The sequence below is a fragment of the Acidovorax sp. A1169 genome (assembly GCF_030704685.1).
Taxonomy (GTDB): Bacteria; Pseudomonadota; Gammaproteobacteria; order Burkholderiales; family Burkholderiaceae_C; genus Acidovorax.
The window spans coordinates 19,606-44,675 of record NZ_JAUZDX010000022.1; the positions used below are offsets into that span (position 1 = coordinate 19,606).

Sequence of the window (25,070 nt, forward strand, 5' to 3'; positions counted from 1 at the left end):
CAGTCTGCGTCCCCCTTTCGCCCTGTCGGGCGAAAGGGGGCAACCTGCGATGCTCGGATCTGGGGTGGTGCCGATGAACTCGCTGCGTTCTTCGAACTCCGCTCAGACAGCATCGGCAAGCTAGAGCACGAAGCGTGTGTGTCCTTCGGCACACACGCCCACCCCAGATCCTGCGCTTCTCGGCGCAGCCAGCAGGGGTGGGGAGCGGGGTCAGGGACGGCTGCTGCTTTCGCAGCTACGCCTGAGGTCGGGGACGCGCGCGATGCGCGCTGCCGACGCAGCTGGCGCGGTCGCCCTGGCGAGCCGAGCGCAGCGAAGGACCACTGGCCGAGCGAAGCCATCGCCCGTATGGAGCCCGCTCCCACCCCCTTCTGACCGTGCCGAGAAGCGCAGGGCCTGGGGTGAGCGCGTGCCGAAGGACACGCGCATCGTCATCTGGCTCGCCGAAGCTGTTTGACCGGAGCTGCCTCGCAGAGGCAGCGCAGGGAGTTCTTCGGCGTCACCCCAGGACCGAGCATCGCAGGCTGCCCCCTCGCCCCAGGCGAGGGGGACACGGGCAGCGGGGTCGCCTTTCTTTTGGGTACTTTTCTTTGGCGAAGCAAAGAACAAGTACCTCGGCCGCCGGGCCGAGACCCGGCCTCCGCCTTCTGCAAACAACAGAAGCCCGAACCAACCAACCAGCCAACCAGCACGCTGACCCCGCTCCGCAACGCAACTCAGATTAACACCACAGCAACCTCAGTAATGCGGCGGCAACTCATCCCGCAGATTGCGCGGCGCCCCGCCCGCACCGCCATCCGGCGCCTGCTGGCGCAACTGAATCACCTCCTGCGTGAGCCGGTCGATCAGCTCCTGCTGGCGGTAGATGGTCAGGTTGAGCTGGTCCAGCAGGTCTTCCGTGAAGCTGGCCTTGATCTCCAGGCTCTCCAGCCGCTCGACGATGCGCTGCTGGTCAGCACCAGGGCCCGAGGTCGGCTCCATCAGAGGGCCTGACCCAGGCGCGCCACGCCTTCGCGGATCTTCTCCACGTCGGCCGTCGCAAACGACAGGCGCAAGGTGGCGTTGTCGGGGTTGGCGCAGAAGAACGGCGTGCCGGGCACAAAGGCCACGCCCTTTTCAATCGCGCGCTTGGCCAGCACGTTGCCGTCGGCCACCTTGCCGCCTGCACCCGTGAGGCGCGCCCACACGAACAGGCCGCCCTGGGGCTGCACGAATTCGATGGCGTCGCCCAGCTCCTTGCGCAGCGCATCGCCCATGGCTTGGGCGCGTTCGGCATACACCTTGCGCACCTTGGCCAGGGTGGCAGGCATGCGGCCGGCCTTGAGGTACTGCGCGGCGGTGGCCTGGGCAAAGGTGCTGGTGTGCGCGTCGCTGAATTGCTTGCACATGGTGGCCTTGGCCAGCAGTTCGGCGGGGCCGATCATCCAGCCCACGCGCAGGCCGGGCGAGAGCACCTTGCTCATGGAGCCGCAGTGCGCCAGCAACTCGCGGCTGCCGGGCACGCTGGCCGACAGGTTGAGCAGGCTGGGCGGCGGGGCTTCGCCGAAGTACAGGTCGCCGTAGGGGTCGTCCTCGACGATCAGGGTCTGGTGCTTGACGGCCATCTCCAGCACCTGCTTGCGCCGCTCCAGGCTCAGCATCACGCCGCTGGGGTTGCCGAAGGTGGGGATCAGGTAGACGAATTTCGGCTTGTGTTCGGCGATGAGCTTTTCGAGTTCGTCTGTCTTCACGCCGTTTTCATCGATGGGGGCGCTGATGAGTTCGGCGCCGTACAGGCGAAAGCACTGGATGGTGGCCAGGAAGGTCGGGCCTTCCACGATGACCTTGTCGCCGGGGCTGATGAGGGTCTTGCCCAAGAGGTCCAGCGCCTGCTGGCTGCCGGTGGTGACGATGAGGTTCTCGGGCGCGAGGTCCTTGGCTCCCTTGCTGGCCATGAAGGCGGCGAGCTGCTCGCGCAGGGGCTGGTAGCCCTCGGTGGCGCCGTACTGCAGGGCGGCGCCGGGTTCATCGGTCAGCGCCTGGTTGCTGGCTGCGCGGATGCCTTCAACGTCGAACATGGCGCTGTCGGGGAAGCCGCCGGCAAAGCTGATGATGCCGGGCTTGCCCAGGAGCTTGAAGAGCTCGCGGATGGCAGAGGTTTCTACATTGTTCAGGCGGTCGGCGAATTGCATGGAATGGGATCCCGGTGACAGTGGCGAATCCCTCCATTGTCGCCAATTGCGGCGCAGGTTTCCTGCGGCGTAGACTGGCGCATCCTTTCCAAACGACCGAGACAAGGCACCATGACCCTGGAAATCCGCCAGCTACCAAAGATGCGCCTGGCCTTTATGCGCCACACCGGCCCCTACGGCCCGGCCCTGGGCCAGCTGTGGGAGCGCTTTGGCCAGTGGTGCGCCGAGCACCGCCTGAGCGAGCCACGCCCCAAGTTCTACGGAATCAGTCTGGACGACCCGGTCTGCACGCCCCCCGAGCAATGCCGCTACGACGCCTGCGTGCAGGTGGGCGTGGGCCTGCGCACAGGGACCGAAGCCCAGGTGCAGGATTTTGCGGGCGGCGACTATGCGTGCAAGCGCTTCGAAGGCACGGGCGCCGAGATCGGTGCGGCCTGGGCCGGCATGGGCGCACCGGGGCAGATCCCCGAGGGCTGGGTGCTGGACGAGCGACCGGCCGTCGAGTTATATGACGAAGACTTTGCAATGGACCCCGGGACGGGGGCATTTGCGTGCTGGCTGTACTTGGCGGTGCGGCGCGCGGCCTGAGCAGACATCCGTAGCATAGGCCACACCGCCACTGCTGCGCAAAGAACTCCGCCACCTGGCTTTCCAGCTCGGGCAGATAGGCCACGCGGTCAAAACCCGGCGGGTTGGCGGCGGCATCGCCCACATCGGACGGCAGCGGCATGGACGATTGCGCCATGAAGGCGAAGTGCCCGGCCCCCGCTGCCGTTCTGGCCTGGACCTTGGGCAGGTGGGCGGCGACATGGCCGCCGTAGTATTTGCCGACCAGCAACGCATCGCGCTCGGCCACGACGACGCGCACGGGCACGGTGACGGCCGCCAGGCTCTCGGGGGTGAGCACCACGGCCATGGGGGCCAGGGCGACCACGGCGCGGATTCGGCGGTCAGGCACCAAGACGCGCTGGGCATCGGTCGAGGGGCAATCCGGGCCTTGGTGTCCAGCCCGCTCCATCCCAGTCCGGCGCTTGGTGGTCGAGGCTCAGTGTTTGGAGGTGATGCTACCCCCTGGTGGCCAACAGGCAGCGGCAGGATAGCCAATATCCCGTATGACCATGTATCCCCGCCACGCTGGCGCGTCAGGCGAACTCGATCCCCTTCGCCGCCAGCCCCACCAGATCAATCCGCACGGCATTGGCTTCCAGGTGGGCGGCCATCACCGTCAGCTCACTGCCCGACACCCCACCCGCCATCAGGTCCAGCAGCGGCTTGAGCTCGGCCTGCGTGCCCGCCCGGCCTACCACATTCGTCCACAGCGTCTGCGCAATCTGCGTGGGCGTGCTCACCCCCAGAAGTTGCAGCCCCAGCCCCGCGATGGTCTGGCTGGTGGCCCCCGCATCCAGCAGCCGGATCACCTCGCCCACCACGCCCTTGTTGGTGAGCAGGGCCGGCCCCCCCAGGGCACCGAGCAGCTTGGCGGCTTCGCCCGCATGGCCAGAGAGGTCCAGCGCCAGCCTGGTGTCATTGAACGTGACCCGCTCCACCCGCGTCACATCCAGCATCGCCCCATCGGTCAGGCGCTGCAGGGTGAAAGTGCCATTGTTCTGGGACTGCACATAGGTCTGTGAGAGGGTGGCCGGGATGACCACGGTGTCGATGCCCGCACCGCCGTCCACATACCGCGCCAAGCCCAGGGTGGGGGTGATGGTGTTGTTGCCCGCATCACCGGTCACGGTCACGTCACGGATGGCATCCACGCGGATGGCGCCTGCGGTACTCATGCCTTCCAGCAGTTGGGTGGGCGACTTGCCCGCACTCTGCTCGGGGAAGACCTGCGCGAACAGCGTGGCCACCTCCAGCGCCGTCTTGCCCGTCAGGCTCTGGATGATCGCCCCCTCGCCCTGGTTCAGATCGCGGCCCAGCCACTTCTGGAACAGGTAGGCCCCGGCTTCTTCTGCTGCACTGTGCGCCACCGTCAGGCTCGGCCCCGTTGCAAACCGCACCTGCTCGACATCCACCAGCCAATCCGACACGCCGCTGGCCGTGTTCGTGAGCTTGATACCTGCGCCTTCCAGAGTGACCGTGTAGTCGGTGCGGGCTCCCTCCTGTACAGCCACGTCAAAGCCCGTGCCCCCGTTCAGGCGGTCACTGCCCGTACCACCGGAGAGCAGGTCATTGCCCGCGCCGCCGAAGACAATGTCGTCGCCCGCATCGCCAAAGACCTGGTCATCGCCCCCTTCGCTGCCCACGACATCGTTGCCGCCGCCGCCATGGATGATGTCGTCGTCCGGGCCGAGCACGATCCACTGGGCCGATCCATCGCCGCTGGCCATGTTCTGGCCCGCGCCGCCGATGACGCGCACATTGCCCACGACCGCCACGAACTCGATGTTGTCCACCTGGATCACCGAACCTGCAGGCAGGCCACGCGCGTCAATGATCACGGCCTGCTTGCCGTCGGCAGGGTTGGTGCTGCCGTTGATGACGAGCGGCACGTTGGGGTTGAAGCCGATCCCTGCCGTGGGCTTCAAGATCTGCACCGACAGTGGCTCATTGGGCCCCAGGGTGGCGTAGAACACCTGGCCGGCATTGGTCAGCTCGGGGTTGTTGCCGGTCACGCGCTCGATGCGGAACCCCAGTTCTGCCAGGGCCGCAGAGCCTGTGGACGTACCGGACAGGCCTTCGGCCGACAGCCCCACACCGGTGGGCACGCTGACGGAGACGATGGAATGGCCATCGGCTGCCTTGACGATAGGGATGTCGGCCAGCGGAGTGGGTGTGCCTGCGGTATCGGGCCGGGTGGGCAGTACCACCGGCACGGTGATGATGGAGGAGCCGCCGGGGCCGGGCTCGGTGGTGACGGGCACGCCGTCGATGGTGGTGGCCGGTGGGGTGCCGCCGCCTGAATCGACTGCAATGGCAGTGCTGACCACCGTGGTGGTGTTGTTCAGCACCGCCGACGCAATACCGTCACTGACGCTGATCGTGAACGTGGTGGTCTCGGTTGCCCCCGGAGCGACGCGACCCACAGCCGGTTTGAACACCAGGGCGCGAAGCGCTGCCTGGATGGCGGCGGGAGTGCCTGCCGCATGGGTGTAGGTGAGCCCGCCATCGGCGGTAGAGAAACCCGAGGCCGTGAGCGAGGCTGCAGTGAAGGCGCCCTTGGCGGCCATGTCCAGCGTGATGATCACTGTCTCCGAAGCCCCCACGTCCGGGTCGGTGATGACGATGCCGGCGAACGGCGAGATCGTCGCGTTGTCGTTGACGGCTTGCGCCGCCGCAGTACCGCCCACCGTGGGCGCCACATTGCTGCCTGCCACCGTGATCGGGTTGCCGCTCAGGTCTGCAATCACCACGGCAGTGGCTGCCCCCGCATTCCAGTCCTCCAGCATGCCCAGGTTGTACGTGGTGGAGTCGGTGGCGCTCAGGCCATCCTTGTTCATCCGCAGAACCAGCGCCGCTTTGTCGGTGGCGCTCAGGGTCATGGTGAAACTGGTGGCGCTGGTGATGTCCACGTCGGCGGTATCGGTCAGCGTGTAGGTGGCGCCGCCCTGGCCCGTGAACGTCAGCCTGTTGGCCGCGATGTCGTTGGCCGTGCCGCTGAGACCCAGCAGATTGGCACCCGTGACCACCAGCACGCCGGTGCCCACGTTGTAGTTGGCGGAAGTGACGGTGGGCACGGCCACGTTGGCCACGGTGACGCCATTGCCCGTGAGGTCGGCCAGCACCACGGCAGCATCCGCACCGGCGGCCCAGTCCTCGGCCGCAGCCAGGTTGTAGGTGGTGCCGCCGGTGGAGCTGGTGCCGTTCTGGTTGGCCAGGGCGTTCACGGCGCTCCGGTCGGCGGCGCCCAGGATCAGGGTGAAGCTGGTGGCGCTGGTGATTTCCACACTGGTGGTGGAGGCCAGCGTGTGGCCCATTCCGCCTTCACCGGTGAAGGTGAATTTGTTGACCACGATGTCGTTGGCGGCACCGACCAGGGAACTGAAACCGGTGCCGGTTACGACCAGCGCCCCGGTGGCGGCGTTGTAGGTAGCGCTGGTGATGACCGGCACGGGCACGTTCGATACTGTGATGGCCGAAGTGGGGCCGGCGATGTTGCCGCCGGTGATCACGCTGTTCCAGTCATCGGCCGCAGCGAGGTTGTAGGCGGTGCCGCCTGTGGAGGTGGTGCCGCTCTTGTTGAACAGGGCCTCGACGGCGGCGACATCGGCGCCGGTCAGGGTCACGGTGAAGCTGGTGGCCGACAGCGCTTCGACATTCCCCGTGGTGGACAAGGTGCGTGTGGTGCCTGCCTCGCCGGTGATGGTCAGGGCCGAGACCGTGACGTCATTGGATGCCCCGATGGTCCTGACCAGGTTGGTGCCGGTGACGGTGAGCACGTGGCTGGCGACGTCGTAGGTGGCCGAAGTGATGGTGGGTGCCGAGACATTCGACACGGTCACCGCATTGCCGGTCAGGTCTGCACCTGAGGTGGTGGTCACATCCCAGCTGGCCGCAGCGGCCAGGTTGAAGGCAGTGGCGTCGGCAGCAGAGGTGCCATTGGTGTTCAGGATGCCGCCCACGGCCAGTTTGTCGGCGGCGTTCAGGGTGACCGAGAAGCTGGTGGCGCTGGCAGCGTTGACGTTGCCACTGGTCAGGGTGTAGGAGCCCCCGCCCTGGCCGACCACGGACAGCTTGGACACATCAATGGTGTCGCCGGTGACGATGTTGACGGCCGAGACCGTGAGGATGCCGGTGGCGGCATCGTAAGTGGCGCCCACGATGCTGGGCGCCGCGTTGCTGACGGTGATACCGTTGCTCGCATCCGCGATGTTGCCGCCCGTAACCACGCTGTTCCAGTCATCGGCGGCAGCGATGTTGTAGGTGGTGGCGCTGCTGGCCGAGGCGGTGCCGTTCTTGTTGAGCAGCGATGCGACGCCAGCGATGTCCGCGCCGGTGAGGGTGACTGTGAAGCTGGTGGCCGAGGTCACCTCCACATTGCCCGATGTGGACAAGGCATAGGTGGCACCACCCTCGCCGGTGATGGTCAGCTTGTTGACGGTGATGTCATTCGCGGCACCGACGGTCTTGACCAGGCCGGTGCCGGTGACCGTGAGGACGTGGGCGGTGCCGTCGTAGGTGGCGCTGGTGATGGTCGGAGCGGTGACGTTGGAGACGGTGACCGCATTGCTTGTCAGGTCGGACGGCGCAGACGCCGTAGCATTCCAGTTGGCAGCCGCCGCCAGGTTGAAGCTGGTCGCATCCACGGCCGTGGTGCCGTCCTTGTTCAGCAGGCCATTGACCGCGAGTTGGTCGGCAGCATTGAGCGAGACCGAGAACGCCGTGGAACTGCTGGCCGTGGCGTTGCCGCTGGTCAGGGTGTGGCTACCGCCGCCTTGGCCGCTGAGTGTGAGCTTCGATGCAATGATGCTGTCGCCAGCCACCAGATTGGTTCCGGTCACCGAAAGAACCCCGGTGCTGGCATCGTACTGGGCGCTGGTGATACGGGCGTCCCGCAGGTCATTCTGATAGGGGCCCGATACGGCATCGATAGATGCCCCGGCCGCACCGGCAGCGTTGCCCGAGCCGCTCACGCCTCCCCCCGAACCTCCGGCGCCTTTGTTGCCGTTTGCCATGCTGGCTTGCGTAGAGGCATCGATTCGCAACGTGCCACCACTGTTCCACACCGCACCGATGCCCGCGCCACCCGCGCCACCGTTGCCACGGCCGGCATAGTTGGCAGCTGCACCGCCACCGCCGCCGCCGCCGGCACCGATGTTGTTGCTGACCACGCTGCCTACTATCGACAGGGTGCCGGTGTTGTAGATGCCACCTGCGGCACTTCCCCCTGCCCCGCCGTCATAGATACCGCCACCGCCGCCGCCACCACCGCCGATGGAAATACTGCCGTTGCTTGCCGTGGCGCCCGCGCCGCCCACGCTGTAAGCCTGGCCGACAAACTGGATGTTGGCCCCGCCTCCATTGCCGCCGGTTGACCCTCCGCCATATCCCCCGCGCTGACCGCCCGAGGTTCCTGCGCCATTGCCCCCATGTCCCGCAGTGGCGGGGGTGGGCGGCTCAGAGGTACGATCCGCGCCTCCGGCACCACCCAGACCGGATCCAAAGCCACCACCGCCACCACCACCGCCCGCCTTCGGAAAGGGTCCACCGGTACCGCCACCGCCGGACGCCTTGTTTTCGGTGATGGTGCTGTTGCGTATCAGCAGATCGCCCGCGTTGTAGATCCCGCCGCCCTGTGCATCGCTCCCTGGGCGTCCTAAGTTCGACAGGTTGCCAGCATTGCTCCCTCCATTGGCCGCAACCAGCCCGTTCTTGATGACCAGCCCTTCAAGCGTGACCGACGCTCCCGCCGACACATACACCACTCGACTGCCATGGTTGGCGTCGATGGTGACATCTGCCGTGCCGTTGTCGTCCAGATCGCCATCAATCGTGATTCCGGTTCCCAGCACCAACTGCCCTGAGCTCAGCGAGATGTTCGTGACGGAGTTGGCAAAGGTGATGGTGTCGCCCTGCGTGGCGTTGTCAATGGCATTGCGAAGCGACCCGGCCCCGGAGTCAGCACCGCTCGTGACGGTGAGGATCGCAAGGTCATGGAGGTATTCGCCAGAGGTCGCTGCAAGCGCTGCCGTGGATATCTGGCCCGTGCTGACTTCAAGCTCCCAGTCTCCATGCGAGCCTGTCCGGTTGGCGCTCGCGGCAACATCGGCGCCCGTGAGGGCCGCCATCTCGGACACCAACCGGGCCCCGGCATCTGCGCGCCCCACATCGCAGGCATAGATCAGCAAGTCCGCATCGGCCGTCATTGCCTGGCCCAAGGCAGCGAGCGCGTCTGCATGCATGGCGAGGGTGCCCGAGTCCAGGAAGGTGTCGCCCAGCCACAGCTGTCCTTCGCTACCGTGCGCCAGCACATGCACCGCTCCCACGTCGCCACCCGCACCCATTGCGAGCGCCATCTGGTGCAGGCCATCTTCGCCAGCGCGGAGATAGACCACCTCAACGCCTGGCGCGAAGTTCTTGAGCAAGGTGCCTGCGTCCTGGACGCGGCTGTCTACAAAGACGATTTCCCGTGCTGGGACACTTGCTTCGTGCGCGGTCGTTTGATCGACGTTCATCATGTCGTGATTGCCTGTGTTGAAGCTGTTTCAGCGGGTAGGGGCTTGCCCATGAGAGATGGACCGCACCGCGCAGTGGCCTGTGGCGAAGTGATCACCACGGCCCTGTCGATCCAGTCGCCGGCTATGTCCTGCCGCGCACCCACCCAGGACGGGCGATGGGGCAGAGCGAAAATGCCACGGCAGGAGCGCCCCGGTATCCAGACTCCGCAGCCCTTCGCACGGAGGGAGCACAAAGGGACTTGCTACCTCAAGATGCTATGGCGGGCATTCAGGTCCCACTTGACTCGGCGTTCGCGCCGACTTGTCCAGGCGTTCCAGCCCCCGGGGCGACATCGAAGCGGCGCACGCCACCGGGCAAAGCGGTTGAGGCGTCTTACTCGAGGTTGAAAAACGATCTCAGACTGCCAGGTAGCGCACCCACTGGGCGTACTCGGTGGACACCTGCGCGTGTGCTGCACTTGAGGGGCCGCCGTGCCGGGACAGGGCCCGGACGTCGCTGGGTCGCTGGCCAAACGCTGCCCGGAATGCACGGCTGAAATGGGCTTCGCTCGCGAAGCCCACGCGTGCAGCGATCTCCGCAATGCCCAGACGAAGATTGGCGGGGCTCAGCAGCAGGTGGAAGGCACGCTGCAGTCGCCGGCTTTGAATGTAGCGGGATACGCCCTCGAAGGGCTCGAAAAGCCGGTACAGACTGCCGCGCGAGAGATCAAAGGCCTCGCAAAGGCTTTCGGCACTGAGCGGGCGGCCCAGGTGGTGACCGATGTACCGCTGTATGCATTCCAGCAGGGCTTCCGGCGACGCTTGCAGCGCGAAGCCCACCGATGTGCTGCCAGTCGATTTCTTCAACGCAGGCCCCAGGCATGCAGCGAGCATTTGCGAGGTGATGCTGGTGACGGTCGATGCGTCCTGGGCGCTCAGGGTGGGCAGGCGGTGCAGGAGCGAATCCATGTGGTCGGACAGCAGCCCACCCAGACCGGCTCCGGTAGGGAGCACCGTACCATGGAGTGGCCTGGTGGACGCACCCAGGTACTCGTCCATGCGCTCGCGCGGCAGTACCAGCGTCACCACATCGGAGGCCTGGGCGTGGGTGTGCTGGCTGCGCTGCAGGTCGAAGACCACGATGTCTCCAGCCTGAACATGGATATCGGTCCTGCCATCGTCGAGCTGGCCCACAAAGCCACCGCTGCGATACCACTGTACGAGGTAGTGGTCCAGCCCGTCGCGCGCCATGCGGGCGCGAGAGCGGGAGAACTGCTGACCACTGAAATGCAGTTGTCCGACCAGAAGCTCGCCCAGGTGCGTGGCGGCCACCGAGGCCCGAAAGTCCGTGGGGCGCGATCGCGTGTGCGGCACCACGTCGAACAGCACGGAGATGCTGTCCCGCCAGGCATCGAAGCGGATGTCCTCGGCGAGGGCATCCGTGGAAAAGACGGTAGACGGAGGCGCAGTGGGCGGCAGCATGAAGTGGTGTAGGTGGTCTGGTGCTCCCTGGTTTATAACGCCTCGCAATGTAAGTCCTACTTGCAGGGCGTAGTGGGCGCTGTTGGCGGCTCTCGGAGCAGACTCTCACCGCCACTGCTGCGCAAAGAACTCCGCCACCTGGTTCTCCAGCTGCGGCTGGTAGGCCACGCGGTCAAAGCCCGGCGGGTTGGCGGCGGCATCGCCCGCATCGGAGGGCAGCGGCATGGACGGCTGCGCCATGAAGGCGAAGTGCCCTGCCCCCGCTGCCGTGCTGGCCTGGGCCCTGGGCAGGTGGGCGACCACATGGCCGCCGTGGTATTTGCCGACCAGCACCACATCGCGCTCGGCCACGATGACGCGCACCGGCACGGTGATGGCCGCCAGGCTCTCGGGGGTGAACACCACGGCCATTGGGGCCAGGGCGACCACGGCGCGGATGCGGCGGTCGGGCACCGAGACGCGCAGGGCGTCAGCCGGGGGCGCGACGCGGCCCTTGGCGTCCGGGCCACTGGCCGGCCCTTTGGCCAGGGAGCAGAAGACGGGATCGTCCTGCACGCTGCGGCAGTGCTGGGCCGCGCGTTCGGGTTCGGCCTGTGCACCCGCCAGCGCGAGCACGGTGTAGCCACCGGCCGAATGCCCGACCGCGCCGATGCGCTCGACGGGAATGCGGGCGCCCCACTCCGGACTGGCCAGCAGCGCATCGAGCACCCGGCTGACCTGGCGCGGGCGCTCGCCGAAGTAGTGACCCGATGAGATCATGGAACGGTCTTGCCAGTTGTCGCCGGGGTGGCGCAGGGCCGCGACCAGGTAGCCGTCCTTGGCCAGGCGGGTGGCCAGGTGGTGGTGCCCCACCTCCGAGCCACCCGTGCCGTGCGAAATCAGCACCAGCCCCTTGAGCGGCGCCTGCCCCGCCGGAGCGCCCGGCGCCACCACGGGCTGCCAGGGGCCCATGGGCAGGGCGCGGGCGGTTGCGGCCGTGGGGTAGAACAGCGCGACGCTGATGGGCGCGTCACCCGGGACGGTGAGCGTGCGGTAACCCGCTTGTTGCGCGCCGGCCTGGCCAGCGAGGCCCACCAGGGCGGCGGCGGCAAGGGTCTGGAACAGTGTCTTGATCATGGTGTGCCTTCAAGGACCGCCACGGCGGCGGTTTGATGGCACTGTAGGCAGGCGGGAGGGCCCAGCAAACCGCGTTGCGACGAAATGCAGCAAGCCGTCGCCAAACACCGCACCCGGGGAGTGAGCGGCGACCGCCCTTCCCGCCCCGGTTGCGCAATCAGTCGCTGCGGATATCCGCCCTGGCCGCCACCGCGCGCATCGCCGGCAACTCACGCTCGATGCGGGCACGCAGGCCGTCGCCGTTGGACCAGGAGGGCGTGAGCCCGATGTCCACCAGCTTCTTCTTGAATTCGGCCGACGCCATGGTGTCGGCCAGGGCCTTCTCCAGCTTGGCCTGCACGGGCGCGGGCAGGCCGGCCGGGCCGACGAAAGCGAACCACGAGCCCATGTCGAAGCCAGGGTAGCCGCTTTCTGCCACCGTGGGCACGTTGGGCAGCAGGGCCAGGCGCTGCGCGCCCAAGGCGACGATGGGTTTGATCTTGCCGGCCTTGATCAGCGGGGTGGATGCCACCACCGTATCGACCGCGAACTGCACCTGCCCGCCCATCAGCGCGGTGAGGTTGGGCGCGCTGCCGTTGAAGGGCACATGCAGCATCTTCGCGCCGGTGGTGGACTTGAGCACCTCGCCACCGAAGTGCACCGACGAGCCGGTGCCGTAGGAGCCGTAAGAGAACCTCTCGGGCGCGGCCTTGGTCTGCGCGATGACCTCCTTGAGCGTGCTGCCGGGCGTGTCGTTGTGGGCCACCAGCAGCAGGCCCATGTCGGCCACCAGGCCCAGTTGCGTGAAGCTGCGCACGGGGTCGTACGGCAGGTTGCTGCGGATGGCGGGGTTCAGCGTGAAGGTGGTGTTGGCGCCCAGCAGAAGCGTGTAGCCATCGGCCGGGGCCTTGGCCACGATGGAGGCCCCCACCACGGTGCCGGCACCGGCCCGGTTTTCCACCACCATGGGCTGGCCCAGGCGCTCGCCCATCGAGGTGGCCAGCAGGCGCCCCAGGATGTCGGTGGCGCCGCCGGGAGCAAAGGGCACGATGAGCTTGATGGGGCGATCAGGGTAGCCCTGCTGCGCCAACGCTACGGCGGGCACCGCCAGCACGGCTGCACCGGCCACAAGACACGACAGGAAACGGGAACGCGGCATCGGCATGGGGAACATCTCCAGGAGCAACAGGACGAAGGGATGGGGGGGTGAAGAACGACGGCAACCGATCAGCGCAGCAGCGGACTGCGCACACGCGAGTAACCACTGGCCAGGTCGTACGCATGGCCGATCTGCAGCACCGCCGCGTCGGACTGCGCGGGGCCCATGATCTGCAGGCCGGCCGGCAGGCCCTCGGGACCAAAGCCTGCGGGTGCCGCCAGTGCGGGCAGGCCGGCCATGGTGGCGGGCACCACGGTCTCCATCCAGCGGTGGTAGGTGTCCATGCGGCGCCCGGCCACTTCGTGCGGCCAGTCCAGGCTGGCATCGAAGGGGAACACCTGGGCCGCGGGCAGCACCAGGAAGTCGAAGCGCGTGAACAGCCCGCGCAGCACCTGGTACCAGGCCGTGCGCACGCGGGCTGCGTCGTAGACCTGCATGGCAGTCAACGCCAGGCCGCGCTGTATCTCCCACACCGCCTCGGGCTTGAGCTGGGCGCGCTTGGCACTGTCGTGGTACAGCGCCGCATTGGCACCCGCCACGCTGAAGCTGCGCAGATCGAGCCAGGCCTTCCACAGTTGTTCCAGGTCGAAATCGACCACGGCCTTCTCCACCGTGCAGCCCACGGTGCGGAAATGGCCCAGCGCCTTCTCGCAGGTGGAGTACAACCCGGCGTCGGTGGGCAGGTAGCCGCCCAAGTCGCCCAGCCAGCCGATGCGCGTGCCCTTGAAGTCGCGCTCCAGCGGCTGGCCGAAGGCGGCCACGTCGTCGCTGCGGCGCGTGAGCGGCAGGCGCTCGTCAAAACCGGCCTGCACCGACAGCAGCAGCGCCAGGTCGGGGATGTTGCGCGCCATGGGCCCGGTCACGCTGAACTGCTGGAAGAACACTTCTTCCGACGGCCCGTGCGGCACCAGGCCCGGTGAGGTGCGCAGGCCAAACACATTGTTGAACGCGGCCGGCGTGCGCAGCGAACCCATCATGTCCGAGCCATCGGCCACGGGCAGCATGTGCAAGGCCACGGCCACCCCTGCCCCGCCGCTGCTGCCGCCAGCCGATCGCGCCGGGTCGAAGGCGTTGCGCGTGGTGCCGTACACCGGGTTGTAGGTGTGCCCGCCCAGGCCGAACTCGGGCGAATTGGTACGGCCGATGAAGAGCGCGCCGCTGGCGCGCATGCGCTCGAACACCACCGCATCGCTGGCGGTGACCTGGCCGGCGAAGAGGGGGGAGCCGCGCGTGGTGACCATGCCCGCAGCAGGTGCAATGTCCTTGGGCGCCTGGGGCATGCCGTGCAGCGGTCCCAGGCTCTGGCAACGCGCCAGTTGCGCATCGCGCTCGGCCGCCAGGCCATGCAGCACACCGCGGTCGGCCATGGCCACCAGGGCGTTGACCACGGGGTTCAGGCGGTCCACCTGCGCCAGGTAGGCATCAAGCACCTCCACGCACGAGACCTCGCGGGCATGGATGGCGCGCGACAGGCCTACAGCCGTGAGGGCGACGATGCCGCTGGGGGCGATGCCCGTGGCGGGCAGGCTGGAGATGTCGGGCATGGTAGCGGCGGCGTTCGAATAAGTCATTTCGAAGTCAGCATAGGCAGGCTGCTGCTTTTCTGCAATCGACGATTTCTGAGGTTACCCTTGCGTTTTACGCAAACCACAAGAGGTCATCCATGCTCTCCAGCCGCCTGCAGGACACGGCCCTGCGCTACTTTCTGGAGGTGGTGCGCAGCGGCTCGGTGAGCGAGGCGGCCACGCGGCTCAATGTGTCGCCCTCGGCCGTGAGCCGCCAGGTCGCGGCGCTCGAGGACCTGCTGGGCGTGCCCCTGTTCGACCGGCGCCCGCGCGGCATGGCACCCAGCGCCGCAGGCGAGATGCTGGCCGCCCATGCACGGCGCGGCGCGCTGGAGGCCGACCGCGTGGTGGCCGACATCAAGGCGCTGCAGGGCCTGCACACCGGGCTGGTGCGGCTGTGCAGCTCGGCCGGCTTTGCCATCGAGTTTTTGCCGCGCGTGATGGCGCAGTTCCGCACGCAGTACCCGGGCATCCAGTTCCACGTGCGCGTGGCCAGCCCGGCGGCGGTGACCACGGCGGTGCTGCACGGCGACGCGGACATCGGCCTGACCTACAGCCGCGCGGCCGAGCGCGACATCAGCGTGCAGCACCGCGAGGCCTCGCCGGTCATCGCCATCATGCGGCCCGACCATGCCCTGGCGCGCTTCAAATCGATCACCCTGGCGCAGATGCACCCGCATCCCATCGCGCTGCCCGAGCGCGACAACACCGTGCGCCAGCTGTTCGACATCGGCTGCAGCCAGCGCGGCCTGGTGTTCGAGCCGGTGCTGGTGTGCAATCACTTCGAGACGCTGACGCACTTCGTGTTACACGGCGGCGGCCTGTCGATATCGGGCGAGGTGACGGTGCGCGACCGCGTGCAGCGCGGCGAACTGCACGCCGCCCAGATCCGAGAGCCCGGCATGAGCGCCCGCGCCGTGGAGCTGCAGACGCTGGGCGGTCGCACCCTGCCGGCAGGGGTGCGCATGTTCCTCGAATTCCTGCGCGGACAGTTGGTCGCGCGCGAAGCGGGCTGAAGACGCCTATGGAACTGGGGTGTCCTGATTTTTGGTCTTCCACTTGCCGTGGGCAGCCTCCAGCCAGGCAGCAAGTTTTTGCCCCATGTGAAACACCAGCAGGAACGCTGCAATGGCGATGCCGACAAAAAACACATCGTGAACGGCGTGATGCACCATCAGACCAACGGCTTGAGCAGCACGAACAAGGTGAGGCCCGGGATGTAATTGTCAATCTGGGCGTAGCCCCGGTATCCAGCGCGCTCATACATCAGCGCCGTCTTTGGCGACAGCGATTCAATGAGGCATTCGTTGCACCCTGCGCTTTTGGCTGCCACCTCGATGCCGGCAAGCAGCCTCTGGCCCAGGCCTTTGCGCCGATGCGCTGCATCCACCCAGAGGTATTCCACATAGAGCCGGTCCAGTTCAATCCGGCCTGCCGCGCCTCCGATCAGATGGCCGTTGTCGCGTGCCAGGCAGGCCAGGGGTTGGGGATGTCCGGCGCCGACGGCTGCACGGTCATGGGCGATGACTGCTTTGGATATGTGCTGAAGCTCCCCGACTTCAGGCGCAAAGGATGTCTCTAACTCGTTCATAGGTCACACCAGCGATTTTTTCGCCCGCGTATTGTTTTCTTGGGTCCTGGGCATCAACCTGCCTGGCCCGGTGGGGGCCGCAGGCTGCCTCTTGGCAAAAGGGCGCAGGCGCCTGCCTGATCAGGCGCAACGTGCCATGCGTGTCGCGGACCTCAGTTCCGAGACGGCGACAGACGACGACAAAGGCGGGGTGATCTGCACGGCTGCGCCATCTCCCGCCTGCAGCCCCGGCACAGCCAGGCTGCCCGCACCGCCCTGCCCCCTGTGCAGGCGCTGCTCCATGCGGGTGAGCAGGTGGCCCAGCAGGCTGCGGTACACGGCATCCCCGGTTATGGCGTCCTCCACCCCGGTATCCAGGTTGGGGTTGTCGTTGATCTCGATCACATGGGCGCCGCTGGCGTTGCACTTGAGGTCCACGCCGTAGAAGCCATCGCCCACCAGGCGCGCTGCGGCGGTGGCGACGGCCAGCACATGGGGTGGCACATCGGGCAGGGCCACGGCCAGGGTGCGGCCCTCGGTGTACTGGCCGTTGTCGCCGTGCTGCAGTATCTGCCAGTGCCCGTCGCACATGAAATATTTGGCGGCAAACAGCGGCTGGCCCGCGAGGATGCCGATGCGCCAGTCGAAATCGGTGTACATGTACTCCTGCACCAGGATGATTTCCGACTCCTTGAGCATCTCTCGCGCGATCTCCTGCAGTTGTGCAAAGTGGTCGGCCTTCTTCACGCTGCGGCTGAACGAGCCGTCGGGCACCTTGACCACCACCGGGTAGGCCAGCCCATGCTGGAAATCCGCCAGCGTGCGGCGGCTGAGCATGTGCGTGCGCGGTGTGGCAATGCCGTGGCCGCGCAGCAGTTCGGCCAGATAGGCCTTGTTGGTGCAGCGCAGGATGGAGACCGGGTCGTCGATGACGGGCATGCCTTCGGCCACCGCCCGCTTGGCAAACTGGAAGGTATGGTGGTTGACGGCCGTGGTTTCACGGATGAACAGGGCGTCGAACTGCGCCAGGCGCGAAAAATCCTTCTTCTCGATCAGCTCGGTCGCAATGCCCATGCTGTCCCCCACGGCGATGAGCTTGCCCAGCGTGGCCGCGCTCGAAGGCGGCAGCGGATCGGTGGGGTCATGCAATATGGCCAGGTCCATGCGCGGCGCGGCCACGGCCGCCACCGGGCGCCAGCTGCGCCGCGTGAAGTGGCCCAGCGCCTCGGTGAAGACCTCGTCGCGGTGCGTGTCCACGTCGCGCGGGTCCAGGGCCTGCAGGGCTGCCACATGCCAGCCCTGCGGGGCATCGCAGCGCTCGACGACGATCTCCAGCAGCGGGCAGCGAAACAGCTCAAAGCCCTTGCGTGCCAGCGCGGCAAACTCGGCGTCTTCCGTTCGCCCGAAGAACACCTGCAGCGTGAGCGTGCTGACCGAGCGCGGTATGCCCGGCAGCGGGCCGACCAGGCGGTCGAGCACGGCGATGGAAGCCGCCCGCGCCTTGCCGCGCGCCAGGCCCAGGATGGCCTCCACGCCCGGTGTCACCCGGTCGCCGCGCGCCTCGGCCAGCAGCGAGCAGTAGTAGCCGATGCCCAGGTAGCTGTAGCTGCGGCACAGGTTGGTGACCTTGCGCACCCGGCTGCGTGCCTGGGGCCCTTCGGCAATGAACTCCTCGGCGGTGACGATCTTCACGCCGGGGTCGCTCCAGCGGAAATCGGAGCGCTTTTCGACCACGATCACATGTTCTGAGGACACGGGGGAACTTCTTTCTTGCTTGCAATGATGACGGCCGCCGTCTGGCGGCGGCGCCCGTAGCGGGCGATCTTCTTGAACTCGGCCAGGCTCACCGACATGCCGCCGTCGCTCTCGCCTGAGCGGGCCATAGGGTCGAGCACGCGGAACACCGCGCCGTCGAACCCCACGATCGCCACCCAGTGCGGCGACTTCTCGCGGTGCAGCCGCCAGAGGCTGATCAGCACGATGGGGATATGGCCCAGGCGCAGTTGCTCGATCACCCCCTCGGCAGACACCGGCAGCGCAAAGATGGGCACGCCGCGCGCCACCAGCTCGGCCTGGAAGTCGTCTTCCACGCGCTGGATGACGCGCTTCTTGTGCGGCTCGCGCACACTGTCCATGAACAGCGAGGAGCCCGCAGCGGCATAGACCGACACCTCGAAGCCGCGGTGCAGCGCGGCGCACGCCAGGCCGAAGGGCCCGCAGCCGCCGTGGCCCGCAGCCATGAACACCGTGGTGGCCTCGCGCCACAGGCGTATCTCGGCCGCCTGGTCCATCACGGTGGCCGGGTCCAGCGCCGACATGGCGATCAGCAGCGCGCAGGGGCCGCAGGTGAAGTCCAGCGTCTGACCATAGTGCCGCGCGCTGCGCAGCACCGGGTGCGCGCCCTGGCCCTTGTCGTCGAACAGGTCCTTCTGGAAACAGAGGGCATCCACGCCGTCTTCGTAGTAGGCGCTCTTGCGGCCCGAGGGCACGAAGCCGAAGCGCCGGAACAGGCGGTGGGCGCCGGCATTGTCGGCCCGGCTCTCCAGCCGCAGCAGCGCACAGCCTGCGCGGCGTGCATGGGCCAGGGCCTCGGTGACCAAGGCGCTGGCCAGCCCACTGTTGCGAGCCTGCGGTGCGACGGCCAGCGAGTACAAGCGCGCGACGAAGGTGCCCCGGCGCAGCAGCACCACGCAGGCGCCGGGCACCGCTGCGCACTCGCCTGCGCCATCGCGGGCCACCAGCACCCGGGCCGAAGGGCTCCGCAGCAGGCGCCGCCAGCTGGCCAGGGCAATGCGGTCGCCGGTGAACGCAGCGCGCTCCAGGGCATCGAGTGCAGGCGCATCCTCCAGCGTGCCCAGGCCAATGGGGCCGTTGGCGGGTGGTGCAGAAGGCAGCCCCCTCAATGCACCACGCATGGGATGCCTGTGCTTGTGTTTGTGCTTGCGCCTGTCTGCCGCTCAATGCGGCCGAACTCGGCCTGTGGCATGCCGGCCGTGAGCAGGCCCATGCAGGTGGCCAGCTCGCTGCGGCGCAGGTGGATGTGGGCGCAGATGCCGTGGCGCGCGACATCCATCCCGATGCGGTAGCAGGCCAGGCGGGGGCCCAGGATGCGGTGCAGGGCGCGCCGCACGGCAGGCACTTCGGCGCCGGACAACCGCAGCGGAAGGACCACGAGGTCATCGGGACTGTCTTGGGCAGCAGCGCCGAGCGCCACGCGGTGGAGCGAAACCAGGGAAGGGCTAGGGTGCAGCATGCGGGGGCCTGCGCCAGGGAGCCAGGCGGCTTCGGAGCTGGCGGCAGGCAGTGGGTTGGACATGCATTGCAGTCTAGGCAGCACGGTATAAATTCGTTGTAAAGAAACGCGCTGCGGCCGTCAAATCGCCGTGAAGAATCCACTGCGGGACAATGCAGCACCCGACAAGAACAACAGCCCCTCCCCACCATGAAAACCGAGCAGATCGAACCCTTCTTCGCCGCCCTCAAGGCCGCCAACCCCATGCCCAACACGGAGCTGGAGTACACCACCCCGTTCGAGCTGCTGGCCGCCGTGCTGCTCTCGGCCCAGGCCACCGATGTGGGCGTGAACAAGGCCACGCGCAAGCTGTTTCCGGTGGCGGGCACGCCGCAGGCCATCCTGGACCTGGGGCTCGAAGGGCTGGAGGGCTACATCAAGACCATCGGCCTGTACCGCACGAAGGCGAAGAACCTGATGGCTACCTGCCGCATCCTCGTGGAGCAGCACGGCAGCGTGGTGCCGCGCACGCGCGAGGAACTGGAGGCCCTGCCCGGCGTGGGCCGCAAGACGGCCAATGTGGTCCTCAACGTGGCCTTCGGCCAGCCCACGATGGCGGTGGATACGCACATCTTTCGAGTGAGCAACCGCACGGGGCTGGCGCAGGGCAAGAACCCGTTGGCGGTGGAGTTGCAGTTGGTGAAGCGGGTGCCGGATGCGTATGCGGTGGATTCGCACCACTGGCTGATCTTGCTGGGGCGGTATGTGTGCGTGGCGCGCAGGCCGCGGTGTTGGGAGTGTGTGGTGCCGCGGTATTGTGATTACGAGCCGAAGACGGCGGCGCCTTGAACTCTTGGCTCTTGGCTCTTATCCGTGGCCGTTGACGCTGGTTGATTCATGCCTTTTTTGAGGGCGGAGGCCGGGGTGTGCGCCCGGCTCCCGCCCTCAGCAAAAGCACACAGCAACCACAGCCAAAAATTCAAGGCCTCAACAAACCAGCAAACTCCAACGCCGCCCGACTCCGAGAAGCCCCCTTGCGCCACAAAATCCCCGCATGCCGCACCATCCCCGGCGAATGGAGATTGATCGAGTGCAGGTCTGCCGCCTGCAGAGCAGCCCGCTCCGGCGCAATGCTCGCCAGATCCCCCCACCGGCACACATCGAGCAAGCCCTCCACCGACTCCATCTCCACCCGAACCAAAGGCACCACCCCGGCGGCCCGCAGGCTCTCATCAATCAGGCGCCGTGTAGTGAACGCGCGCGGCAACATGGCCAAGGGCACGCCCGCCAGGTCCCTCAAAGCCAGGGTACGCCGTCGCGCTAGCGGATGCGCCCGGTTCACCACCAACTGCAGCCGCTCCTCGAACAACGGCTCCGTCTCGATCTCCTCGCGCTCGGTGGGATAAAAGGCGATGCCCACATCAAGCTGCCCCTGCACCAGTTGCTCCTCGATGGGCCCGGCACGCAGATCGCGCACGACCACGTTGACACCCGGGTACGCGCTGCTGAAGGCCGCCACCGCCGCCGGCACCAGGGTGTGCAAGAAGGTCGGGATCACCCCCACGGTGAGTGAGCCTGACTGCAGCGCCCCCATATCGGCCAGGGCCATTCGGCCGGCCTCTATCTCCTGCAGCGCGCGTGCCGCATAGGTGCGAAAGGCCACCCCCGCCTGCGACAGCTTGAGCCCCCGGCCCAGCCGGTCGAACAGCGCCACGCCCAGTTCCTGCTCCAGCTGGCGCAGGCCGTGCGACAGCGTGGACTGCGTGACGAACAGGTTCTGCGCCGACTGCGTCAGGTGCTCGGTGCGCGCGATGTCGAGGAAATAGCGAAGCTGGCGGATCTCCATGGGGCGGTCCCTTCAGTTGGCAGCCTTTAATCCATCGATGATATCGAACGATGCATTGCAAATGAATCATTGGATTTGCAGGCGCACAAAAATTAACCTTCGCCTTGAACCGTTTCCCGCTCATCGACCGAAGGCCTCCCCCATGAACAACCCCGGTGGTTTCACCATCGAGCGCATCGAAGCGCGCATCCTGGACATCCCCACCATCCGCCCGCACAAGCTCTCGTTCGGCTCCATCAGCCGCCAGAGCCCGGTCATCGTGCAGCTGTGGCTGGCCGACGGCGCCTGCGGCTTCGGCGAGGCGGCCACCATCGGCGGTCCTTCGTGGAACGAAGAGTCGCCCGAGAGCATCCACCACGCCATCACCCAGTACCTGGCCCCTGCGTTGCTGGGCCAGGGTGCGGGCGGCTTCGAGGCGGCGCTGGCGCGCATGGACAAGGCCTGCAAGGGCAATGCCTTTGCCAAGAGCGCCGTCGAAATGGCACTCATCGACGCCGTGGCACGCACCCTGGGCTTGCCAGCCTGGCAACTGCTGGGCGGCAAGGTGCACGCGAGCCTGCCCCTGGCCTGGACCCTGGCCAGCGGCAACGTGGAGCGCGACCTGGAGGAAGCCCAGCTGCGCCTGGAGCAGCGGCGCCACCACATCTTCAAGATGAAGATCGGCGCCAACGCCCCGGCCGACGACGTGGCCCATGTCACGCAGATCGCACGCGGCCTGCAAGGCCGCGCCACGCTGACGGTGGATGTGAACCAGGCCTGGGACGGCAACACCGCGCGCCGCTACCTGCCGCAGCTGGTGGAAGCCGGCGTGACGCTGATCGAGCAGCCGGTGGCCCACTGGAACATCGAGGCCCTGAAGGGCCTGACCGCTGCGCTGGGACGCGACGCCCTGATCATGGCCGACGAAACCGTGTGCACCCCGCAGGACGCGATGGCCCTGGCGCGCGGCCAGGCCTGCCACGTGTTCTCGCTCAAGGTGGCCAAGCACGGCGGCCTGCTGCGCACGCGCAAGGTGGCAGCGGTGGCCGAGGCGGCGGACATCGGCTGGTACGGCGGCACCATGCTCGAGACCTCGCTGGGCAGCGCCGCGTCGGCCCACGTGTTCTGCACCCTGGGCAGCCAGCACCATGGCTGCGAGCTGTTCGGCCCGCAACTGCTGGTGGACGACATCGTGGAAACCCAGATGCCGATTGCCGACTTTGCCTTGCAGCTGCCCAACGGCCCGGGCTTTGGCGTGGAAGTCTCGCTGGCGCAGCTCGACCGCTTCGACCGCGCCCGCGAAGGCAAGGCGCCCGTCCACATCGACCTGGGCCGCCAGGCCACCACCGTTTAAGAAAAAAGGAGAACTCCGCAATGCTGTTCCTCGTCCGCATGGATGTACACATCCCCCACGACCTGCCCGCCGACCAGGCCAATGACATCAAGGCCCGCGAAAAGGCCTATTCGCAGGAGCTGCAGCGCGATGGCCGCTGGCCGCACATCTGGCGCGTGGTGGGCGAGTACGCCAACTACAGCGTCTTCGACGTGGCCTCCAACGACGAGCTGCACCAGTTGCTGCAGGGCCTGCCGCTGTTCCCGTTCATGAAGATCTCGGTGACGCCACTGGCAAGGCACCCCTCTGCGATCTGACAACCGCTACAAAGACAAGACCCGGAGACAAGAAATGAAGATGATGATGAAACGACAACAGGTGCTCGGCCTGCTGGGCGCCGCAATGGCAATGGCTGCCTGGCCCGCCGTACACGCCCAGGCACCGGCCGCCAACTGGCCGAACAAGCCCATCCGCTGGGTCGTGCCGTTCCCGCCTGGTGGCGCCATGGACGCGATTGCCCGCACTCTGGGCGAGAAGGCCGGCCAGGCGCTGGGCCAGCCCTTCGTGATCGAGAACAAGGCCGGCGCGGGCGGCAACATCGGTGCCGAGTTCGTGGCCAGGCAGCCGGCCGACGGCTACACGCTGATGATCACCTCCATCGGCATGGCCACCAACAAGCCGCTGTACGGCAAGCTGTCGTACGACCCCCTCAAGGACTTCGCCCCCGTGAGCCTGCTGGCCGTGGTGCCCAACGTGCTGGTGACCAATGCCACCCAGCCCGATGTGAAGACCGCCACCGACGTGATCGCCGCCGCGCGCAAGGCGCCGGGCAAGCTCACCTATGGCTCGGCCGGCAACGGCACATCGATCCACCTGGGGGGCGAGGTGTTCAACTCGCTGGCGCAGATCGACATGCTCCACATCCCCTACAAGGGCAGCGGCCCGGCCGTGGCCGACCTGCTGGGCGGGCAGATCAACTACATGTTCGACAGCATCACCTCGGCGCGGCCGCACCTCCAGTCGGGCAAGCTGCGCGCGCTGGGCGTGACCACGGCCAAGCGCTCGGCCACCCTGCCCAACGTGCCCACGCTGGCCGAGGCCGGCCTGCCAGGCTACGAGGTCTCGCCCTGGTTCGCGGTGTTCATGCCTGCGGGCACGCCCGCGCCCATCGTCAACAAGCTCAACGCCGCCCTGCGCGATGCCATGAAGCAGCCCGACGTCGTGGCCCGCTTCGAGACCATCGGTGCCGAGCCCGTGGGCTCCACGCCCGCCGAACTCGCCAGGCACTTGACGCGCGAATCCGAGCGCTGGGCCAAGCTGATCACGGAGCGCAACATCAAGCTCGATTGAGCAACACCCCGGCAATTCCTTCCCACGAACCACCCCACAGAGGAGACAAAAACATGGCAGAACTCACCCAGGCCCAGTTGCTCGAACTGGTCAACACGAAGAAGATCGCCCCTGGCAACCCGCGCGTGCGCCAGTTGACCGAGCGCATCGTCACCGACCTGTTCAAGGCCATCGACGAGCTCGACGTGACCCCCGACGAATTCTGGGCTGCCACCGCCTGGCTCACGCGCCTGGGTGCCGCGGGCCAGACGGGCCTGATCACGGCCGGCCTGGGATTCGACCGCCTGCTCGACATCCGCGCCGACGAGGCCGACCAGAAGGCTGGACGCGAGGGCGGAACGCCCCGTGCGATCGAGGGCCCCTTATTCGTGGCGGGCGCCCCTACCTTCCAGGTGGAAGTGCGGGTCGACGAAGGCGAGCCCAAGGGCGAGATCTTCATCATGGAAGGCCAGGTGCTGGACCTCGATGGCCAGCCCGTGCCCCATGCGATGGTGGACGTGTGGCATGCCAACGAGAAAGGCGGCTACTCGCATTTCTTCCCAGGCATGCAGCCCTACGAGCTGCGCAGGCGCATCGAGACCGATGCCAAGGGCTTTTACCGCTTTCGCAGCTTTTTGCCGCCAGGCTATGCGATTCCTCCAACCGGTCCCGTCGCAGACCTGTTTGCGGCGCTTGGCCGCCACGGCCAGCGTCCCGCGCACATCCACTTCCTGGTGGCGGCCCCCGGCATGCGCACGCTGACCACACAAGTGAACATTCCGGGTGACAGCTACATCGACGATGACTTCGCGTTTGCCACGCGCGACGGGCTGATCGTGGAGCTGGAGCGCAATGTGGCGCCAGCAGGTTACGAATCGCTGGGTATCACCGCGCCGTTCACGCGTTCGGTGTTCAACTTCGTGCTGCCCAGGGCCGCCAGCGACGACGAGGCATTGCCGCTGACGCGCATGGAGAGGGTGGCTACGACGGCTTGACTAACCAGCCAGGTTCTGGGGCGCATGGTGTGTCGCAGGGTCTGGCTTCTTCGCGCTGATGAACAGGCTACCGTCTTTGCCTTCTGTCACATACAGCTCGTCGCCAAGCCTGAGTTGCATATGGGACAGCAGTTCATCAGGAAAGATCGCGGCTAAAGAGTCTTCCGCTTCGACCAGCGAGAGTGCATAGTATTTTGCAGGTGCCATGGCC

The 25,070-nt window shown here is 67.1% G+C and carries 21 protein-coding genes; 7 read left to right on the forward strand and 14 right to left on the reverse strand.

All coding sequences use genetic code 11. The annotated features are described in order from the left end of the window. Positions 1-738: 738 nt before the first annotated feature. The gene (locus QYL93_RS26340; RefSeq protein ID WP_305746454.1) at positions 739-981 is read right to left on the reverse strand and encodes a SlyX family protein; all 243 of its coding nucleotides are present in this window, start codon (positions 979-981) and stop codon (positions 739-741) included. Continuing rightward, positions 981-2,171 carry a PLP-dependent aminotransferase family protein gene (locus QYL93_RS26345; protein ID WP_305746455.1) on the reverse strand — a complete coding sequence of 397 codons (1,191 nt, stop codon included), beginning with the start codon at positions 2,169-2,171 and terminating at the stop codon, positions 981-983. The genes QYL93_RS26340 and QYL93_RS26345 overlap by 1 nt, the downstream gene beginning before the upstream one ends. A gap of 111 nt (positions 2,172-2,282) precedes the next feature. Here QYL93_RS26345 and QYL93_RS26350 point away from each other — a divergent pair, with 111 nt between their 5' ends. Further along, positions 2,283-2,759, forward strand: a complete 477-nt coding sequence (locus QYL93_RS26350) for a GyrI-like domain-containing protein (RefSeq protein WP_305746456.1) — start codon at positions 2,283-2,285, stop codon at positions 2,757-2,759. A 554-nt stretch (positions 2,760-3,313) separates the two neighbouring features. On the opposite strand, the gene QYL93_RS26355 is transcribed toward QYL93_RS26350, so the two are convergent. From QYL93_RS26355 to QYL93_RS26375, 5 genes are all read right to left on the reverse strand, one after another. Next, on the reverse strand, positions 3,314-9,295 hold the full coding sequence (locus QYL93_RS26355) for a DUF4347 domain-containing protein (protein WP_305746457.1): 5,982 nt from the start codon (positions 9,293-9,295) through the stop codon (positions 3,314-3,316). Positions 9,296-9,691: 396 nt separating this feature from the next. Beyond that, positions 9,692-10,756, reverse strand: coding sequence for a helix-turn-helix domain-containing protein (locus QYL93_RS26360; RefSeq protein ID WP_305746458.1), 1,065 nt, complete (start codon positions 10,754-10,756; stop codon positions 9,692-9,694). A 105-nt stretch (positions 10,757-10,861) separates the two neighbouring features. Beyond that, positions 10,862-11,872 (reverse strand): hypothetical protein, encoded by a 1,011-nt coding sequence (locus QYL93_RS26365; RefSeq protein ID WP_305746459.1) that lies wholly within the window; start codon positions 11,870-11,872, stop codon positions 10,862-10,864. Positions 11,873-12,029: 157 nt separating this feature from the next. Then, positions 12,030-13,016, reverse strand: a complete 987-nt coding sequence (locus QYL93_RS26370) for a tripartite tricarboxylate transporter substrate binding protein (RefSeq protein ID WP_305746460.1) — start codon at positions 13,014-13,016, stop codon at positions 12,030-12,032. 62 nt (positions 13,017-13,078) lie between these two features. Continuing rightward, positions 13,079-14,554, reverse strand: coding sequence for an amidase (locus tag QYL93_RS26375; RefSeq protein ID WP_305746525.1), 1,476 nt, complete (start codon positions 14,552-14,554; stop codon positions 13,079-13,081). A gap of 119 nt (positions 14,555-14,673) precedes the next feature. On the opposite strand from QYL93_RS26375, the gene QYL93_RS26380 reads away from it, so the two are divergent. Further along, a complete protein-coding gene (locus QYL93_RS26380) occupies positions 14,674-15,591 on the forward strand; it encodes a LysR family transcriptional regulator (RefSeq protein WP_305746461.1) in 918 nt (305 codons plus the stop codon). 6 nt (positions 15,592-15,597) lie between these two features. Here QYL93_RS26380 and QYL93_RS26385 read toward each other — a convergent pair whose 3' ends face one another. From QYL93_RS26385 to QYL93_RS26405, 5 genes are all read right to left on the reverse strand, one after another. Continuing rightward, the gene (locus tag QYL93_RS26385) at positions 15,598-15,750 is read right to left on the reverse strand and encodes a hypothetical protein (protein ID WP_305746462.1); all 153 of its coding nucleotides are present in this window, start codon (positions 15,748-15,750) and stop codon (positions 15,598-15,600) included. Continuing rightward, the gene (locus tag QYL93_RS26390) at positions 15,750-16,166 is read right to left on the reverse strand and encodes a GNAT family N-acetyltransferase (protein WP_305746463.1); all 417 of its coding nucleotides are present in this window, start codon (positions 16,164-16,166) and stop codon (positions 15,750-15,752) included. The genes QYL93_RS26385 and QYL93_RS26390 overlap by 1 nt, the downstream gene beginning before the upstream one ends. 120 nt (positions 16,167-16,286) lie before the next feature. Next, positions 16,287-17,900 (reverse strand): RimK family protein, encoded by a 1,614-nt coding sequence (locus tag QYL93_RS26395; RefSeq protein ID WP_305746464.1) that lies wholly within the window; start codon positions 17,898-17,900, stop codon positions 16,287-16,289. Continuing rightward, positions 17,882-19,060: a GNAT family N-acetyltransferase/peptidase C39 family protein gene (locus tag QYL93_RS26400; RefSeq protein WP_305746465.1), complete on the reverse strand. Its 1,179-nt coding sequence runs from the start codon at positions 19,058-19,060 to the stop codon at positions 17,882-17,884. Before QYL93_RS26400 ends, QYL93_RS26395 begins: the two co-directional genes overlap by 19 nt. After that, positions 19,045-19,461 (reverse strand): hypothetical protein, encoded by a 417-nt coding sequence (locus tag QYL93_RS26405; RefSeq protein ID WP_305746466.1) that lies wholly within the window; start codon positions 19,459-19,461, stop codon positions 19,045-19,047. Before QYL93_RS26405 ends, QYL93_RS26400 begins: the two co-directional genes overlap by 16 nt. A gap of 126 nt (positions 19,462-19,587) precedes the next feature. On the opposite strand from QYL93_RS26405, the gene nth reads away from it, so the two are divergent. Next, positions 19,588-20,226, forward strand: a complete 639-nt coding sequence (gene nth, locus QYL93_RS26410) for an endonuclease III (protein ID WP_305746467.1) — start codon at positions 19,588-19,590, stop codon at positions 20,224-20,226. A gap of 130 nt (positions 20,227-20,356) precedes the next feature. Here the strand turns inward: nth and cynR are convergent, their stop codons facing one another. After that, complete coding sequence (gene cynR, locus QYL93_RS26415) at positions 20,357-21,223, reverse strand: transcriptional regulator CynR (RefSeq protein ID WP_305746468.1); 867 nt, start codon at positions 21,221-21,223, stop codon at positions 20,357-20,359. Positions 21,224-21,365: 142 nt separating this feature from the next. On the opposite strand from cynR, the gene QYL93_RS26420 reads away from it, so the two are divergent. From QYL93_RS26420 to QYL93_RS26435, 4 genes are read left to right on the forward strand one after another with little or no spacing between them, the layout of a single operon-like run. After that, a complete protein-coding gene (locus QYL93_RS26420) occupies positions 21,366-22,556 on the forward strand; it encodes a muconate cycloisomerase family protein (protein WP_305746469.1) in 1,191 nt (396 codons plus the stop codon). A gap of 20 nt (positions 22,557-22,576) precedes the next feature. Next, positions 22,577-22,852: a muconolactone Delta-isomerase gene (gene catC / locus QYL93_RS26425; protein WP_305746470.1), complete on the forward strand. Its 276-nt coding sequence runs from the start codon at positions 22,577-22,579 to the stop codon at positions 22,850-22,852. A gap of 46 nt (positions 22,853-22,898) precedes the next feature. Then, positions 22,899-23,885, forward strand: a complete 987-nt coding sequence (locus QYL93_RS26430; protein WP_305746526.1) for a tripartite tricarboxylate transporter substrate binding protein — start codon at positions 22,899-22,901, stop codon at positions 23,883-23,885. Positions 23,886-23,938: 53 nt separating this feature from the next. Further along, complete coding sequence (locus tag QYL93_RS26435) at positions 23,939-24,859, forward strand: dioxygenase (protein WP_305746471.1); 921 nt, start codon at positions 23,939-23,941, stop codon at positions 24,857-24,859. Here the strand turns inward: QYL93_RS26435 and QYL93_RS26440 are convergent, their stop codons facing one another. After that, positions 24,860-25,066 carry a hypothetical protein gene (locus tag QYL93_RS26440; RefSeq protein WP_305746472.1) on the reverse strand — a complete coding sequence of 69 codons (207 nt, stop codon included), beginning with the start codon at positions 25,064-25,066 and terminating at the stop codon, positions 24,860-24,862. Positions 25,067-25,070 lie beyond the last annotated feature (4 nt).

Excerpts from the sequence above, each read along its gene's own strand:
- QYL93_RS26340 (WP_305746454.1), bottom strand. The coding sequence starts at position 981 with ATGGAGCCGACCTCGGGCCCTGGTGCTGACCAGCAGCGCATCGTCGAG.
- QYL93_RS26345 (WP_305746455.1), bottom strand. The coding sequence starts at position 2,171 with ATGCAATTCGCCGACCGCCTGAACAATGTAGAAACCTCTGCCATCCGC.
- QYL93_RS26350 (WP_305746456.1), top strand. The coding sequence starts at position 2,283 with ATGACCCTGGAAATCCGCCAGCTACCAAAGATGCGCCTGGCCTTTATG.
- QYL93_RS26355 (WP_305746457.1), bottom strand. The coding sequence starts at position 9,295 with ATGATGAACGTCGATCAAACGACCGCGCACGAAGCAAGTGTCCCAGCA.
- QYL93_RS26360 (WP_305746458.1), bottom strand. The coding sequence starts at position 10,756 with ATGCTGCCGCCCACTGCGCCTCCGTCTACCGTCTTTTCCACGGATGCC.
- QYL93_RS26365 (WP_305746459.1), bottom strand. The coding sequence starts at position 11,872 with ATGATCAAGACACTGTTCCAGACCCTTGCCGCCGCCGCCCTGGTGGGC.
- QYL93_RS26370 (WP_305746460.1), bottom strand. The coding sequence starts at position 13,016 with ATGCCGATGCCGCGTTCCCGTTTCCTGTCGTGTCTTGTGGCCGGTGCA.
- QYL93_RS26375 (WP_305746525.1), bottom strand. The coding sequence starts at position 14,554 with ATGCCCGACATCTCCAGCCTGCCCGCCACGGGCATCGCCCCCAGCGGC.
- QYL93_RS26380 (WP_305746461.1), top strand. The coding sequence starts at position 14,674 with ATGCTCTCCAGCCGCCTGCAGGACACGGCCCTGCGCTACTTTCTGGAG.
- QYL93_RS26385 (WP_305746462.1), bottom strand. The coding sequence starts at position 15,750 with ATGGTGCATCACGCCGTTCACGATGTGTTTTTTGTCGGCATCGCCATT.
- QYL93_RS26390 (WP_305746463.1), bottom strand. The coding sequence starts at position 16,166 with ATGAACGAGTTAGAGACATCCTTTGCGCCTGAAGTCGGGGAGCTTCAG.
- QYL93_RS26400 (WP_305746465.1), bottom strand. The coding sequence starts at position 19,060 with ATGCGTGGTGCATTGAGGGGGCTGCCTTCTGCACCACCCGCCAACGGC.
- QYL93_RS26405 (WP_305746466.1), bottom strand. The coding sequence starts at position 19,461 with ATGTCCAACCCACTGCCTGCCGCCAGCTCCGAAGCCGCCTGGCTCCCT.
- nth (WP_305746467.1), top strand. The coding sequence starts at position 19,588 with ATGAAAACCGAGCAGATCGAACCCTTCTTCGCCGCCCTCAAGGCCGCC.
- cynR (WP_305746468.1), bottom strand. The coding sequence starts at position 21,223 with ATGGAGATCCGCCAGCTTCGCTATTTCCTCGACATCGCGCGCACCGAG.
- QYL93_RS26420 (WP_305746469.1), top strand. The coding sequence starts at position 21,366 with ATGAACAACCCCGGTGGTTTCACCATCGAGCGCATCGAAGCGCGCATC.
- catC (WP_305746470.1), top strand. The coding sequence starts at position 22,577 with ATGCTGTTCCTCGTCCGCATGGATGTACACATCCCCCACGACCTGCCC.
- QYL93_RS26430 (WP_305746526.1), top strand. The coding sequence starts at position 22,899 with ATGAAACGACAACAGGTGCTCGGCCTGCTGGGCGCCGCAATGGCAATG.
- QYL93_RS26435 (WP_305746471.1), top strand. The coding sequence starts at position 23,939 with ATGGCAGAACTCACCCAGGCCCAGTTGCTCGAACTGGTCAACACGAAG.
- QYL93_RS26440 (WP_305746472.1), bottom strand. The coding sequence starts at position 25,066 with ATGGCACCTGCAAAATACTATGCACTCTCGCTGGTCGAAGCGGAAGAC.